Genomic DNA, 15132 nt, shown 5'->3' on the forward strand with positions numbered 1-15132 from the left:
GAATGTTGGATTTTAAGTATTGCTTATATAAAAAGATATTATTTTTGTATTGCGGTCAATATAATTGCCGAAGGAGAAATCCCCTCCGGCCGGTTTGCGGGTGTTCTCATCCGGCGTTCAGCAGGAAGGAACGCGGCTCTGACCTTCAAGGGTGAAGCGTCCGTCTGCACCGCGCTTATAGACTTCCTGAAAATTCTCTGATCCGCTCTTGTAGGAAACCGTAATGCTTTTGCCTTTTTCAGCGGCAGTAATCATGCCGGTAACTTCTTTGGCTGTTGCTTCATCACGGGCATCGGAGAAAGCGACTGGGATGCGTGCGATTTCAACAGGACCGGATGCGCCAAGTTCGGTCAGAACGCCAAATGAGCAGAAAAGTCCCTGTCCGCCGCCACCGCCTTCCGTGTAGAGAACCGGCGCGTCAGCAATATCTGCGCTCCATCCCCAACTGTCTGCGGGATTGCCGACAACGCCTGTCATACCGACATTCAGCCATTCACCCTGAGATGTATAGGGATATCGCGGTTCGCCTGCATCATGGTCCAGATAATGGACAGCATTGAGACCTGAACAGGCCTGACTGGTGCATTCATTGGCACCGGTGCTCACAAGGGCAACACGGGTATCAGATAACGGGATGAATGCTAAAGGCACAAAAAGGAAATTATCATCGCCGACTGTGACTTTGGCCTCACTGCGCGCAGCTTTAGGGAATGCAACTTCAAAGGCTGCGGGTACACCGGCGGGAACGACATCGCGGTTTACGGCTGTTATTTCAAACAGGGGTTGAGCAGAGACTGCAACTGCCGGAACGGTCAGGAAAGTGGCCAGACCGCAAATGAGGATAATATTGCGATATCTCATATAACCGCGACTCCAATAATGTTGTTGTGTTGGCGTAAACTTTACGGAGCTCATAAAGAGCATTGTTTTTATATCTGGCGCAACAGGAAACAAAGGAAACTTCCGGAAGATATAATTTCGCAATTATTGTTTCGATGTCAAAATTGTTGCTGATGAAATTGTGTAATCTATTGTGATGCGCTGATGCGGTTTTATGGAAATTCATTTTTGTATAGGTTGTTGATATTCGGTCTGACGACCGGTTCATATTTGCAATGAAAGGCTTTCATAATGCTGATTTCTTTGATGCATAAATCCGGCTGGGCGCTGGCGGCTTTAACCGCAGGTTTGATGACGGCTCAGGCTGCACCTTCCTTTGATTGCGCAAAAGCATCCGGTGATGCCGAGAAGGCTATTTGTGCATCTGCGGAGATTTCTGCAGCTGATAAGAAACTCGCTGAAACCTATGCGGAATTGCTGAAGAAGCTGGACAATGAAGCGGCCGCAGCCCTGCGGGATGATCAGCGGCAGTTCATTGCAGACAGAGATGAACTTTTCACTCTGACCACACAAACGCAGGAGAGGCTGACGGAGCGGCTTGAGTTTACGCTGACCAACAGGGAGAAAATCCTCAGTGCGGTTGAACCATTGCCTCCGGCGGGATTGCAGGGGACGTGGCGTAACAATAATGCGCTGCTCACAATCTCTGCCGATAAAGCGGGCAAGCTTACATTAGACGGTAATGGCACGGAACAGGTCACAGGCTATTGGACATGCAATGCTGAAGGTGTTGTAGAGCCTGACGGCGAAGCAAAAGGGAAAGTTGCGGTCGATAATGGCTGGACGATAGAGTTGATCCGTGCAGGTTCAGTCTTGAAGCTCACGGAAAACGGGCCTTCCGGCACTGTGCCTTATTGTGGTTTGAACGGTGCAATGGCCGGTACATATTTCTATGTCGGTGCTGCACACTAAAGCTCCGTGCCCCCGTTGGACGCACAAGGGGCGCACAAAACTCGCTCTGGCACTTTAAAATTCTGCTCTAAGCGGAGCGCTGAATGTATCATCAGCGCTCCGTTTGTTTTTATGCGGATCAGAAACGCAGTGTCATGCCGCCGATAACCGTGCGGCCACGGCCGAGTTTTTGTGCATCCATATATTGCGCAGGCTTGTAAGCCTGATTGGTGATATTCTCAATATTGAGGAAGAAGGTCGCATTTTCATTGTATTTGTAGGAAGCATAGGCATCTGCAAGCATATAGCCTTCAACATCAATCAGCTGAGGTCCCATCGGCGGTTTCACCGCTTTGGTCTTGCCGACACGGCGGACTTGTCCGCCGATTGTCAGTTTTTCATCCAATGCGCGGAAACCGGCATTAATGGTCACAGTATAGTCCGGCAGACCATTCAGCTCGCCAATACCAAAGCCGTCCGACCACATGCCATAAGGCAGGTCTGTTTTGGTTTTTGAATAGGAAATACCGGCAAAAGCAAAACCGCTGTCATAATTGGCTTCCAGTTCAAAACCTTTGATACGGGTTTTACCCGGTATATTGATGAATTTCAGCATCGGCATATTCTTCATCGAGTAAGGACCCGATGTGATGTAGTTTTCAACATCATTGCTGAAATAATTGGCTTTCATGCGCAGGGCATCGCCGGAGGCCAGCACATCCTTCTCCAGCACATTCACACCGAATTCCCAACCCTTGCTGGTCTCGCCTTCGAGATCAGGATTAGGACTGGTCGGGTTTGGTGTCTTGCCATGTGCGCCAGGGAAGAAAGTTTCAGTCACAGTCGGCGGACGGAAGGTTTTCGCATAGGTGCTGTAGAGCTGAATACCGTCCACAGGTGTTACAGCCAGTGTCACCCGCGGGTTGAGGCTGCTGTCAGACCGGTCGATCGCTTCAAGCACGGTTTCGCTGCCGCGTTTTCTGGCAACATCACCCTGCAGCCGGAATGTGTCGTAGTGGAAGCCGGTTGTCAGATCGAACATGCCATAGGAGAAAGTCGCATCGGTAAACAGGCTGCCAATGCCGATCTTGCCATCTCCGGGGCCGCCTGTGCCCCAGGACTGACCATTGGTCACATCATCATGATAGTATGCGCCGCCATAGGTCAGTTTCAGCGCAATATCATTGGTCAGATCCAGATGACTGCGGTTGGTGACATCAATCCCCATACCCTTATCGCGGGTGAACTGCCCTGCATAATTTCCTTCCGTAAATCTGACCTGCGCATCATTATAATAGGCGTTAACGGTCAGATCGATCAGGTCATTATCGGGCGTGAAATCATAGCGCGCCGTATAAGTCTGATTGCGATAGGTCTGCGGTTCACTGCGGATTGTGGATTTATTATTATACCAGACACCGCCCAGCAGCAGCTTGTGATCCTCACCATTGCCAAATTCCAGTTTGGCGAGACCGGATTTCAGATCTTCCTGCTGGTTGGGATTGATCAGGCGGCGGCCTTTTTCATCCACCCCGCTTTTCGGTGCGCCGGAGTCGCGACGGTTGAAAGCGCCCATAAAACCGATACCATTTTGCGTGCGTGCGCCGGCTGCAGCCATTCTTGACCAGTCATAGGCATTATTACCGAATTTAATGGTCGACATGGCGCCATAGGAATTGCCGGGCAAGATCACATCATCAATACCCAAAGTGCGGAAATTGGCCGCCCCGCCCAGTGTGCCGACACCGGCAGCACCGCCCAGAGAACCGAGCCCCATATCCATTCCGGCCAGCAGATCACTGTCGACAAAAGCAGAGCCGCCGGACACGCCATGTCCCATCACGCGGATATTCTGGCGGGCACCGTCAATCATCATATTCACACGGCCATAGCCTTCCATGCCGCGTATATTGACCGCAACACCGGCACCGGACATTGCCTTGCGGGTAAATGTGCCTGCAGATGCGCGCAGGGCATTATCAATATTACCGGCATTCTTCTCCTGCAGTGTAGCCGCATCAATAGAGGTTACCGCCGCAGTTGTTTCATAAGGAGCATCTTTACCGGCAACCAGACCGCTGACACTCGGCGTGCCGGTGTTGACGGTAATCACATTCAGCTGCACATCCGCATCGCCTGCCTGTGCTGCATTCTGTGCGCCGGGGCGGATCAGGGTGAAAGAGCGCGCATCATTGCGGCGATAGGAATAGCCTGTACCGCTGAGCATTTGTGCAAGCGCAGCATCGACACTCAGCTTGCCTCGCACGGGTGCGGTGCGGATATTGGCGGGCAGGGTGCCGTCAACAAGAATATTCGTGCCGGTTTGCGCTGCAAAGCGCACAATCGCGGAAGACAGTCGTTGTGCAGCAAGCGAAAAATCACGTTTTGCTTCTGCGGCAGCCGCTGCAGTTGCTTCAGGCTGCTGTGCATGAGCCGCAGGCATAATGAGTGCAGCAATCGCCACAGAACAGGCCCAGATTTGCGGACGCAAAATCATACGCTTTTTGAGGTTTCCGCTTTTTACCGGCAATGGCATTCCGTTTCTCCAGATCAGCAAACAGGTTCTGACTGTAAGACGGAAAACTTTTGTGATTTTCTGATAAAAATTATCATATTTTAAAAAATAATTTGAAAGCGCAGTTTTCCGCTAATTTGAAAGTGTTAGAGCGACCTATGTGTGCCAAGTCTGGCACACGGCGCTCTAGGCGCTATAAATCAGCGTACCCCATAGCGGTATATGGCGGGTTTTAATCGGCAAAGTTTGGGTGAGTTGTGTCAGCACCGTATCAATATCCTGAATATTGATGACCAGTGTCACCGGACGTTGCGCAAGGCTGCTATCCATTAATATCAGCTGCTCTGCCGACCAGCGATTGAGCACCTGAACAATATCACTCAAAGGCTTGTCGATGAAAACCAGCCGTCCTTCCAGCCATGACAGATCAATCTGGTCGTCCGCAGGCAGCGGGGCGCTGATCTGTTGCTTTTCATAAGTGAGTTTTTGTCCCTGCTGCAACGTGACGGATTGTGCAGCATAATCAATGCGCACTGCATGTTCTGTCACCAGAACTTCAGCCAGATCATTGAGCAAAGCGATATTGAATTTTGTGCCAAGCGCTGTCACACGGCCGGAAGCTGCCTGAACACTGAAAGGCGCCTGACCGCGTGCAACACTGAAATAGGCTTCGCCGTGATGCAGGATAATATTGCGCTGCGTCTCTGTTATTTTGACGGACAGAGCAGTGCCGCCGGACATATGAATTTGCGAGCCGTCCGCTAAAGCCACAAGACGGCGCTCACCGCTGGCAGTTTGAAAATCCGGTGCGATTGTTTTCATCACGCCATAGCTGCCTGCACCAAAAGCGGCGAGCAACAATAGCTTGCCGAAATTGCGCCGGTTCATGCGGCGCGTTGTCTTGCGCTTTTGCATCCGATGCATCTGCGTTGTACCTGCCCAGAGTATTTCCGCTTTTCTATAGGCTTCGGCATGGTGCGTATCGGCTGCAATCCAGCGCTGATGCGCGGCTATTGTCTCTGTACCGGCTTGTCCGTCACTCAGCACTGTAAACCAGTCGATTGCCCGGCGCATCACCGGATCGAGCGCCTGTTCGGCCTCTGCGCTCCAGTGTTCATTGTCGCTGATATCTGGTTTGGTGGTCATGCGCGCTTACCTGTCAGGCCGTTTTCCGCCTGACTGACGCGATATTGCAGATGGATCATCACGCGGTTCATCTGGCTATAGGCAGTTTGCAGCGGCAGATGCAATTCACGGGCAATGTCAGCAAATGTTTTGCCGTCAAGCCGCATGAGATAAACCCGTCGCGGAATATCCGGCACTTCCGACAAAGCCTGTTCGAGTATGCGCATGAATTCAGCACTGATCAAAATTTCATCGGCCAGCGGCGCGGGATCGGCAAATGTTTCGCTTAATGCGGCGGTGTGGCCTGCCAGCGGGTTCAGTTTCTGGCTGCGGGCATGGTCGGTCTGCAAATTTGCTGCCACGCGGAAAAGATAGGCTTTGTGATTATCGGGCAGGGTTGCAAATTTATTTTTACGCGCTGCGGTCATCAGGCGCAGAAAAGTCTCCTGAGTCAGGTCTGCCGCCACATCCTGCGCAGCCCCGCGGCGGCGCAGAAAACGTTGCAGCTCTGCGCTGTAATTTCTAAAAAGGTTAGTGAAGTTCCACATTATCAGGTCAAAAACTACCGCTGGCGCATAAAGGATTCTGTCAGAAATTTTATGCTGTGTAGTAAATATGACTTAAACAATCAAGTTAATCTATGTATTTGTATCCGGCTAATAAATGCCTCGCCGGAGATAAATGATCGGCAGGGGGCAGATACAAAAAACACGGTGAAAAGTCTCCTTTTCACCGTGTCTTCCCAACGTGGCTTTCATTATTAGTTTTTCAAAGACTGGAGGTCAGAACAACTATTAAATATCCACGTCTGTTAAGGAGACTTGTCGTTGAAAAATCTCCTTAATACTGTTCATCAGAAAGAGCGCTGGAAGCGAACCACGCCACCGACAGCATCTTTTTCACCACTGAGAATACGAACAGGATGGTCTTTTTTCCATGTGGTGTAGTTGAATTCCGGAGTGATGGTGAAACCCGGAACCAGTTGATAGGCGACATTCGCAGCAAAAGCAGTTTTGCCCCAATCTTCATAAGCAGCCTGAATGTTGAAAGTCGCATTGTCGGTTGCTTTGTACTGCGCACCACCCCAGACAGCCCAGTCCCCACCCCAGTTTCCATACATGCCGGTATTCTCTTCATAAGAAGCGTAACCGCCCTGCACCCACAGGGAGAGTGTGTCTGTTACATTCACATCAAAGCGAACTTTACCGGCCCATTCTTCAAGATTGGCATCATAGGCGACAGTACCTGCAATCGCGCCCCAACCCTGTTCAAACTTCAGGCCGCCAACAACATGCGGCATATAGCTGTCGATACGGTTATTGAAGTCGCGCTGCAGCCAAACGCCGGAGGCATCATCATAATAATTATTTTGCCCTTTATCGCCGCCTTGTTCGAGCGATATGATAGCTGAGAAACCATTGCCACCAGCAAAAGTATAGCTGATCAGATTGGTGCGGTAATAACCCGCTGCAACCACGTCATCATTGATGATGTCGCCGAGATATCCGGTGAAAGTATGAAATGCGGATTCATCCAGCCCCATCCGCAGGCCGCCAAGCTGTATATAAGCATAATTCAGCGTATGGGCGCCCTGTGAACCATTTGAGAAGTTGAAGCGGTTTTCAGTAAAAGTTTTGAGCGTGCCCAGTTCGGTTTCCGAAGTGGTATAGGTGCGCAGAGTGAAGCGTGCGAGTTTATCCCAAGTGTCTTGATGGTCGCCATTCGCATCAACATAACCGAGCTTGCTGCCGGTGTAGGGATCATCGCCAAAAGATGCATCGTAACGAACATATCCGCCGATGCGTAAGCAGGTTTCTGTGCCGGGAATGTAAAAATAGCCCGCGCCGTAAGCATCGCAAACGCGCACATATTCCACGGCTTCCGGTTCCGGCGCAATAACAGCGTCGGCGGCCTGCGCTCCGGTTGCCGCAATAAATGCAGCAGCAGAGCCAAGAAGAAGACTCTTAATAGTCATGGCGTTTATCCCACTTAGCTTTGTCAGTGTGAAATCTACTGGCTAAAGTTTACGGGTTGTGGTCGCTCTTACTACTGTAGAATCTTGCAGGATGCGGTGTAAATTTCAGAAAGCCGGTCGGGCACTGACGCCCGACCGGCTTGTTTTTGCATTTTATTTGCGTGCAACGGGGCGGACCAATGGTGTCACGCGTCTGATGGTGACGCGGCGGTTTTCCTGCTCGGCAGCTTGCGTGCGGATTTTCAGGAAGCGCTCGCCATATCCCTGCGTTACAAGGTTTTCTGCCGGAATGTCATAGACTTCTGTCAGCAGGCTTGCCACAGATTCCGCGCGCTGGTCGGACAGCACGAGATTTGAGCGGTCAGAGCCGATAGCGTCTGTGTGCCCTTCAATGAAGAAGGTTTCACCAGGGTCTTTGGCGAGCACTTTTTGCATTGCGCTTGCAACTTTGCGCAGGGTTTTGGCCTGCGACAGTGAAACCTCGGCACTGCCGGTGGCAAAGTGAATTGTATCCAGATCGATACGGCGCACCTTGTCACGCAGACGTGCGGAGTGACGGACTTCATCAATCGTGTAGACACGTTCAATCCGCTCTACAGGCGGCTGAGCAAGGAAGTCATAGAAGTCACGTTCCGGATCTGCAGCGACATCAATAATATAGTCACTGACAGGAATGGTCAGCCGCATCGGCGGCAGATCATATCCGACATCGAAGATCGCCGCACGCGGAGTGTCATCATATTCAGGTGCATAGATCATCAGATATTCATTGCCGTCACGGTCGATACGTGAGCGCTGCAGAATATCACCGTAACGGTCATAGATGGTTACGATCTCGTAGCCGCCGGGACGCACAATGGTTTCACGCAGGCGACCGCGCGGCAATTCATCATAATAGGAACGCTCGGCATCACGACGCAGGCGGGGACGATCATCGCCACGGACGAAGATGCGGTCGCCTGTTTCCAGAATGATACGGTTATCGATTTCCTCAACAACCTTCACATTGGTGATATTGTTGATTGTCGTGTTGTTAATAACGGTATTATTCACAACCGTATTATTGATGATATTTGTAGTGTCCGGAACCACAAAGGCTGGTGCATCTTTGATGCGCGTGCCTTCTTCTTTGAGATTGGCTTCAATCTGCTGCGGCAGATTTTCAGAGATCGTGGCCGGAATTTCAACCTGAGCAGCGGCATCATTCACAGGCGGAGGCGTATTCTGCTCTTCGGCTGCACGCTGTTGCTCTCGCTGTTTACGGCGCTCTTCTCTGGATTGGTTGCCGCCGAAATTATCCGCATCCTTATCACTGTCAAGAATGGCGGCTCCGTTTTCAACGGGCAGCACAATGGTTTCATCTGTGCTGGCAGGATCTTTGGCAATCTCCTGTTTTTGCTCAGGTGTACGCTCGTCAATAATTTCAGCTTTAGGTTCGGCAGGCTGTGTGTTTTCAGGCTGCTGAACTTCCTGCTCAGGCTGTGACTGCGGCACCTGCTGATCCGGCTGTTTGGCCGGTTCAGCCTCTTGTTCCTGAGGCTTTTCATCCGTCACAGGCGGCTGAGGGGCAGGTTGCTCAGGTGTTGTCTGAGGGACAGGCTGTTCTTCCGGTTGTTTTACAGGCTCCTGTTCGGTTGGTGCAGGAGGTGTTTCTTCGGATGGAGCAGGCTGAGGTGCAGGCTCCGGTTTAAGGTCAGGCTTTGGTTCTGGCGCTGGCTTCGGCTCCTGGCTTTCCTTAGGTTTGGATTGCTCTGCTGCTTCTTTGGCCTGCTTTTCTGCTTCTTCGTCTATAGCTTTTTGCTGGTCAGCATTTTTCTGCTGTTCCGCAGCGTCTTGCTGTGCCCGTTCTGCAGCCTGTTTTTGTTCTTCTGCCTGTCGGGCAGCCTCGTCCTGCGCTGCTTTTTGCTGCTCTTCAGCTACACGTTTTGCCTCTTCTTCGGCAGCACGCTGTTGCTCGGCGGCACGTTGCTGTTCTGCAGCCTGTCGTTCAGCTTCTTCCTGAGCGGCTTTTTGCTGCTCTTCAGCTACGCGTTTTGCCTCTTCTTCAGCGGCGCGCTGTTGCTCGGCGGCACGTTGCTGTTCTGCAGCCTGTCGTTCAGCTTCTTCCTGAGCGGCTTTTTGCTGCTCTTCAGCTGCGCGTTTTGCCTCTTCTTCGGCGGCACGCTGTTGCTCGGCGGCACGTTGCTGTTCTGCGGCCTGTCTCTCAGCTTCTTCCTGAGCAGCTCTTTGCTGCTCTTCAGCTGCCCGTCGCGCTTCCTCTTCGGCTGCGCGTTGTTGTTCCTCAGCCTGTTGCTGACGCAGCATCTGGTCGTCAGCCGGCTGTTCGCTGTTTTCCTGTGCGAGGATGATCGGGGCTTCTGATGTGCCGGCCTGAACAGGCTGCATCATGATGGAAGCCGAGAAAGCCGGAAAAACAACTGTTGCGAGCAGTTTAGAACGAAAACTCATAATCCCTCTCCTTAGGAAGGCAGAAATTGCATAGGTTGCATTTCGTCAATTCCCGATCGAAATAACACTTAATTGCCGGTGCTTATTATTTGCTGATTTATGGCAAATTTCGGCGATATGAGGAAATGGTTAGTTCACGTTTTATGAACCTTTGCTGAATGTCAGAGAGCAGAGGTCTTATGAGTATAGTAAAATCCGGCTGCTTCTAAGCTGGTTTGCTGGCGAGAAATGCAGCACGCGCGACATCCTCTACCTGATGATCCTGTAATGTGCTGGTTGCAATACGCACGGCGGCCAGTGGGCGGACGGAGAATTTGGAACCCGGTGCCACGGCAATATTACGGGCGGCCAGCGTAATCAGTGCAAATTGTTCGGATTCTACCGGCATCAGACAGCACAGACCATGATTGTCCGGAATGTTTTTGCCGTGAGCGGCCAATGCCTGCTGAAAACGGCTGGCACGCTGCCGGTAAATCTGCTTTGCCTGCTCCAGACTATGTTGCGTTGCCTCATCCTTGAGCAGCCATGCAACGGCGGATTGCAAAATACGGCTTGTCCAGCCGGAGCTGAAGCTACGATAAGACTGGATTTGCTCTACAAGACTGGCGGAGCCAGAGAGCACTGCCAGACGCAAATCGGGGCCTAACGTCTTGGAATAAGACAGAATATGGACCACCCGATCAGGAAAACGTGCGCCGAGCGTCTGACGCGGTGCCATAGCAATATCGGCAACACCGTCATCTTCAATGATAAGTGTATCATGCCCTTCCAGAACATCACCCAATGCCATCAACCGTTCTTTGCTCATGCAATGGCTGGTCACGGAATGAACCCGTGGCTGAAACAGAAACGCGGCAGGTTTCTGCTCCAGAGCAGATGCGAGAGAAGAGGGCAGCGGGCCCTGATCATCACAGGTGACGGGAATGATTTTAGCGCCGAAATCTTCAAGAATATCAAGAAGGCGCATCGCAGTCGGATCTTCAATGGCGATAGATGATCCGGGCGTTACAAGGGCATGAATAAGCGTATAAGTGGCATTATAGCCGCCATTGGTGGCCAGAAAGGCTTCCGGCTCATAAGGCCAGTCGCGGCGCACGGCCTCTTCAAGCTCAGGTAATATGCGAACACGCTGATAGCTGTTGAGACCATCCGCCTGCGCACCGTGGCGCAAAGCCTGTTCCAGTGATGGCAATAAAGCTGTGTCCGGTATGGCCATTGAAAGATCCAGCACATCATCACCGTAATTGCCGAAGCTCATCAATCGTGCTGGTTTTGCTGCAAAATGATCACCGCTGACCCATGTGCCGTTGCGGCCTTTGCCATTGATAATTTTGAGCTTACGCAATTCGCTCAAGGCCTCGGAGATGGTAGCGGGGCTGATCCCCAGAACATAAGCCAGATCGCGGATCGGCGGTAATTTGGTGCCGACCGGCAAGGCACCGCGTCTGATTAATCCTGCCATGTCGCGGGCAATGCCGCGCATCGTGCGGTCTTCAAGGTGGCGGGCAAACCACTCGCTGGAGAAATCAGGCACCATAACTATTTATCCGATTTAATGTTCAGTAACATAATAACGTTTGATCGGTTCAATTTGAACATTTAACTTCATTTGTACAGAGGAAATTTTGAGGGAATATTTATGCCGGTTAAATTGCGTATCGCTGTGCGTGACTGGGATTATCTGACACCGCTGGCTTTGGGTGATGTGCGTTCTGACAAACTTGATGTGATTGTTGATCGTGTGGGCACGCTGGTTTCGCATCCGGGAGAAGATGAGGCTCATGAAGCGTCCGAAATGTCATTCAGCCGTTACGTTTCTTTGCGTGATGAGGGTGATACCAGCATTGCCGGCATTCCGAATTTCATCATGCGCGGTTTCCGTCATCGTTGCATCATCACCAGTACAGACAGCGGTATTACCCGTTTTGAACAGCTGAAAGACAAGAAGATCGGCGTCACCGGCTGGCGCGATTCCGGCAATACATGGACACGTGCGGCACTGCGCCGTCATGGTATCGGGGTTGAGGATGCTTATTGGTATGCAGGCCGTTTGACAGAAGCGCATCCGGTTACAGATCGTCTGGACGGTTTTGGCCGTGCAGGCCGGATTGAAGCTATGCCGGGTGAGCAACCGATGATGGATGCCCTGCGCGAGGGTGTGCTGGATGCGGTATTCACACCCTTTATGCCGGATGGTTATTTTGGCAAAAATTCCGGTTTCCGTCAGGTGCTGACCGATTTCCGCAGTGCGGAGCTGGCCTATTATAATGATGTCGGTTACGTGCCGGGCATGCATCTGATGGGTATCAAGCCGGAAATTCTGGCAGAACATCCGTGGGTGGCGCAGGAACTGAGCGATCTCTTGGATGAAAGCCAGCGCGTGTGGACGGCAAAGCGCCGCAAATATGCGGAAACCACGCCTTGGATGCTCGATGAATTGCTGAAATGCGCGCAGGATCTGCCGGAAAACTGGAATGTCAGCGGTATCGCTGCCAATGAAGCGATGATCAATGATTTCGCTGAGGAATTGCATTTGCAGGGTATTTTGCAGCGCAAACTGAGCGTTGAAGAACTGTTTCCGTTTTATGCGAACAAGGCGTGACGGCGTTAACTGTGTACATTGCGCCAACTGAACTATTGGGAGAGTGAGATGAAAAAAACTATACTGGCAGCTGCTGTATTTGGCAGTGTTTTTGCACAACAGGCTTTGGCTGAGGATGTGAAAATTCCGGAACAGGCATTGAATGAGGCGCTGCGCGCCCGTCTGCCGGAAGAAATCATCAAGGCCGGTGTTATTAATGATGTGAATTCCGGTTCCTTCCCTCCTTACCAGATCATCAATGGTAAGGACGTGAACGGCGCTGCGACTGACATGACCGATGCACTCGGTCAGCTGCTCGGTATCAAAATCACCCATTCGACAGTCAGCGGCCTGCCATCGGTTCTGAGCGGTATTTCTGCCGGACGTTACCAGCTTGGCTTTGGGCCGAACGGTGATTTTCCGTCCCGTCAGGGCGCCAATGATTTTGTCGACTGGGTGCGTGAATATGTGGTTTTCGCGGTGAAGCATGGCAATCCGGAAGGTATCACATCGCTGGATACAGCCTGCGGCAAGCGTATCGCTGTAATGGCTGGCGGTTCGGCTGAAAAAGTGATCAAGGAGCAGAATGAGAAATGCACCGCAGACGGCAAGCCGATTGAAGTGCAGTCTTATAATGACCAGCCAAGCTCCATTCTGGCTGTGCGCTCAAACCGCGCCGATGCGTTCTTCTCATCACAGGCACCTCTGACCTATTTTGTTCAGCAGTCCAATGGTCAGCTTGAACTGGCTGCAACCGGCCAGAAAAACGGTTTTGACGACCTGTATCAGGGCGCAGTTCTGCCGAAAGACTCCCCGCTGAGCGAAGTGTTCCGCGACGGTATCCAGATGCTGATCGACAACGGCACCTATGCCACGATCATGAAAAAATGGGGTCTGGAAAAGAACATGATTGATAAAGCCGGTATCAATCTCGCCGGAAAGACCGCGCAATGAGTGAGTTGCGTGGTTCAGGCGCAGCCGTGGGTGATGTCGAACGTTTCGACGTCGCCCGTGCGCGCGCACCCTTTCCGCTGAAACGTGTGATCCTGTGGGCTGTTGTTCTGGGGGTGGCATTGGATTTCGGTATTATTGTTGCCAATAATCCGAATTTCGGCTGGCCGGTCGTCGCCGCTTATTTCTTTGATTCAACAGTGATGGAAGGGCTGTATATCACCCTCAGCCTGACCGTTGTGGCGATGATTATCGGTGTTGCGCTTGGCCTTATTCTGGCAATTGCCCGCATGTCGCAGGACAGGCTGGCAAGTTCGCTGTCCAATCTGTTCATCTGGTTTTTCCGCGGTACGCCGCTACTGGTGCAGTTGATCTTTTGGTACAATCTTTCAACCTTGTTTCCGAAAATCTCGCTGGCTATCCCGTTTGGCCCGACACTTGTCAGCTGGAATACCAACGACCTTATCACACCGCTGACCGCTGCGATTGTTGGTCTGGCGCTGAATGAAGCAGCCTATATGGCGGAGATTATCCGTGGCGGCCTGTTGTCTGTTGATAAAGGACAGGGCGAAACCGCAGCCGCTTTTGGTATGACACGGGCACGCGCATTGCGTCGTATCATCATCCCGCAGGCCATGCGTTCTATCGTGCCGCCGACAGGGAACCAGCTGATCAGCATGATTAAAGCGACATCACTCGTCAGTGTTATCGCCATGGCCGATCTGCTTTATTCTGTTCAGTCGATCTATAACCGCACATTCGAGGTTATCCCGATGCTGCTGGTGGCGGTTGTGTGGTATCTGCTGATTACATCCGTGCTGAATGTCGGACAGAGTGCAATTGAACGTCATTATAACCGTGGTGAACGCGGCGATGCGGTCAAAGACGAAGCACCGGTTCAGATACAGGAGAATGCATGATGGATAAGAGCACCAATATGCAAAAGCCTCTTGTTCATGCCCATAATGTGCACAAAGCCTTTCACGGTATTGAAGTGCTGCGCGGCATTGATCTGGAAGTGCGCTCGGGCGAGGTTGTGGTCATTCTCGGGCCTTCCGGTTCGGGCAAATCCACCTTCCTGCGTTGCATCAACCGGCTTGAAACCATCGACAAAGGTTCGATTTTTGTCGATGAGCAGCAGATCGGTTATAAATATAAAAACGACCGCCTGCTGCCATTGTCAGACCGTGCTATCGCCAAACAGCGCAGCCAGATCGGTATGGTGTTCCAGCAGTTCAATCTCTATCCGCATATGACTGTTTTGCAGAATGTGATTGAGGCTCCTGTCGGTGTTCATGGCCGCAGCAAAAGCGAGGCTATTGAAACGGCCAAGGAATTGCTGGCGAAAGTCGGTATGTCCCACAAGCTCAATGCCTATCCGCGCCAGCTTTCCGGTGGGCAGCAACAGCGTGTAGCGATTGCCCGTGCACTGGCCGTGAAGCCGAAACTCATCCTGTTTGATGAGCCGACTTCCGCGCTTGATCCGGAGCTGGTGGGTGAGGTGCTGACAACCATGCGCAGTCTCGCCGATCAGGGGCAGACGATGATCGTGGTCACCCACGAAATCGGCTTTGCCCGTGAAGCCGCAGACCGTGTGATCTTCATGGATGGCGGCAAGGTGGTTGAAGAGGGCACACCGGAAGAGGTGATCGAAAATCCTCAGCATCCGCGTACCCGCAGCTTCCTCAGCCGTTTTATCTGATAAAAAACAACACGCCGGAGACAAAACCGGCGTGTTTTGTATAT

Annotated in this window: 12 protein-coding genes; 5 read left to right on the forward strand and 7 right to left on the reverse strand. The window is 51.9% G+C overall.

What is annotated here, in order from left to right:
* Positions 1 to 117: 117 nt before the first annotated feature.
* On the reverse strand, positions 118 to 861 hold the full coding sequence (locus K1X45_RS13040; protein ID WP_220159078.1) for a hypothetical protein: 744 nt from the start codon (positions 859 to 861) through the stop codon (positions 118 to 120).
* A 270-nt stretch (positions 862 to 1131) separates the two neighbouring features.
* Between K1X45_RS13040 and K1X45_RS13045 the strand changes: the two genes are divergently transcribed.
* A complete protein-coding gene (locus tag K1X45_RS13045) occupies positions 1132 to 1812 on the forward strand; it encodes a lysozyme inhibitor LprI family protein (RefSeq protein WP_220159079.1) in 681 nt (226 codons plus the stop codon).
* Between the two features lie 118 nt (positions 1813 to 1930).
* Here the strand turns inward: K1X45_RS13045 and K1X45_RS13050 are convergent, their stop codons facing one another.
* The 6 genes from K1X45_RS13050 to K1X45_RS13075 all read right to left on the reverse strand — a co-directional run bounded on the left by K1X45_RS13050 (position 1931) and on the right by K1X45_RS13075 (position 11391).
* Positions 1931 to 4327, reverse strand: coding sequence for a TonB-dependent receptor (locus K1X45_RS13050; protein WP_220159080.1), 2397 nt, complete (start codon positions 4325 to 4327; stop codon positions 1931 to 1933).
* 165 nt (positions 4328 to 4492) lie between these two features.
* On the reverse strand, positions 4493 to 5452 hold the full coding sequence (locus K1X45_RS13055; protein WP_220159081.1) for a FecR domain-containing protein: 960 nt from the start codon (positions 5450 to 5452) through the stop codon (positions 4493 to 4495).
* Positions 5449 to 5979 carry an RNA polymerase sigma factor gene (locus K1X45_RS13060; protein ID WP_220159082.1) on the reverse strand — a complete coding sequence of 177 codons (531 nt, stop codon included), beginning with the start codon at positions 5977 to 5979 and terminating at the stop codon, positions 5449 to 5451. Before K1X45_RS13060 ends, K1X45_RS13055 begins: the two co-directional genes overlap by 4 nt.
* A gap of 305 nt (positions 5980 to 6284) precedes the next feature.
* A complete protein-coding gene (locus K1X45_RS13065; RefSeq protein WP_220159083.1) occupies positions 6285 to 7406 on the reverse strand; it encodes a porin in 1122 nt (373 codons plus the stop codon).
* Between the two features lie 153 nt (positions 7407 to 7559).
* Complete coding sequence (locus tag K1X45_RS13070) at positions 7560 to 9854, reverse strand: OmpA family protein (RefSeq protein ID WP_220159084.1); 2295 nt, start codon at positions 9852 to 9854, stop codon at positions 7560 to 7562.
* 205 nt (positions 9855 to 10059) lie between these two features.
* Positions 10060 to 11391 (reverse strand): PLP-dependent aminotransferase family protein, encoded by a 1332-nt coding sequence (locus K1X45_RS13075; protein ID WP_220159085.1) that lies wholly within the window; start codon positions 11389 to 11391, stop codon positions 10060 to 10062.
* A gap of 102 nt (positions 11392 to 11493) precedes the next feature.
* Here K1X45_RS13075 and K1X45_RS13080 point away from each other — a divergent pair, with 102 nt between their 5' ends.
* From K1X45_RS13080 to K1X45_RS13095, 4 genes are read left to right on the forward strand one after another with little or no spacing between them, the layout of a single operon-like run.
* A complete protein-coding gene (locus tag K1X45_RS13080; RefSeq protein WP_220159086.1) occupies positions 11494 to 12456 on the forward strand; it encodes a nitrate ABC transporter substrate-binding protein in 963 nt (320 codons plus the stop codon).
* A gap of 48 nt (positions 12457 to 12504) precedes the next feature.
* Positions 12505 to 13389, forward strand: coding sequence for an ABC transporter substrate-binding protein (locus K1X45_RS13085; protein ID WP_220159087.1), 885 nt, complete (start codon positions 12505 to 12507; stop codon positions 13387 to 13389).
* Entirely contained in the window at positions 13386 to 14306 is a 921-nt protein-coding gene (locus K1X45_RS13090) for an amino acid ABC transporter permease (protein WP_151158515.1), read from the forward strand. The genes K1X45_RS13085 and K1X45_RS13090 overlap by 4 nt, the downstream gene beginning before the upstream one ends.
* Positions 14303 to 15088 carry an amino acid ABC transporter ATP-binding protein gene (locus K1X45_RS13095; protein WP_370627038.1) on the forward strand — a complete coding sequence of 262 codons (786 nt, stop codon included), beginning with the start codon at positions 14303 to 14305 and terminating at the stop codon, positions 15086 to 15088. Before K1X45_RS13090 ends, K1X45_RS13095 begins: the two co-directional genes overlap by 4 nt.
* The last annotated feature ends 44 nt before the right edge of the window (positions 15089 to 15132 follow it).

The sequence above is a fragment of the Pseudochrobactrum sp. Wa41.01b-1 genome, assembly GCF_019464455.1.
GTDB classification, from domain to species: domain Bacteria; phylum Pseudomonadota; class Alphaproteobacteria; order Rhizobiales; family Rhizobiaceae; genus Pseudochrobactrum; species Pseudochrobactrum saccharolyticum.

Coding starts and splice junctions, on each gene's coding strand:
- K1X45_RS13065 (WP_220159083.1), bottom strand. CDS start 7,406: ATGACTATTAAGAGTCTTCTTCTTGGCTCTGCTGCTGCATTTATTGCG.
- K1X45_RS13090 (WP_151158515.1), top strand. CDS start 13,386: ATGAGTGAGTTGCGTGGTTCAGGCGCAGCCGTGGGTGATGTCGAACGT.
- K1X45_RS13045 (WP_220159079.1), top strand. CDS start 1,132: ATGCTGATTTCTTTGATGCATAAATCCGGCTGGGCGCTGGCGGCTTTA.
- K1X45_RS13080 (WP_220159086.1), top strand. CDS start 11,494: ATGCCGGTTAAATTGCGTATCGCTGTGCGTGACTGGGATTATCTGACA.
- K1X45_RS13055 (WP_220159081.1), bottom strand. CDS start 5,452: ATGACCACCAAACCAGATATCAGCGACAATGAACACTGGAGCGCAGAG.
- K1X45_RS13070 (WP_220159084.1), bottom strand. CDS start 9,854: ATGAGTTTTCGTTCTAAACTGCTCGCAACAGTTGTTTTTCCGGCTTTC.
- K1X45_RS13060 (WP_220159082.1), bottom strand. CDS start 5,979: ATGTGGAACTTCACTAACCTTTTTAGAAATTACAGCGCAGAGCTGCAA.
- K1X45_RS13040 (WP_220159078.1), bottom strand. CDS start 861: ATGAGATATCGCAATATTATCCTCATTTGCGGTCTGGCCACTTTCCTG.
- K1X45_RS13075 (WP_220159085.1), bottom strand. CDS start 11,391: ATGGTGCCTGATTTCTCCAGCGAGTGGTTTGCCCGCCACCTTGAAGAC.
- K1X45_RS13095 (WP_370627038.1), top strand. CDS start 14,303: ATGATGGATAAGAGCACCAATATGCAAAAGCCTCTTGTTCATGCCCAT.
- K1X45_RS13050 (WP_220159080.1), bottom strand. CDS start 4,327: ATGCCATTGCCGGTAAAAAGCGGAAACCTCAAAAAGCGTATGATTTTG.
- K1X45_RS13085 (WP_220159087.1), top strand. CDS start 12,505: ATGAAAAAAACTATACTGGCAGCTGCTGTATTTGGCAGTGTTTTTGCA.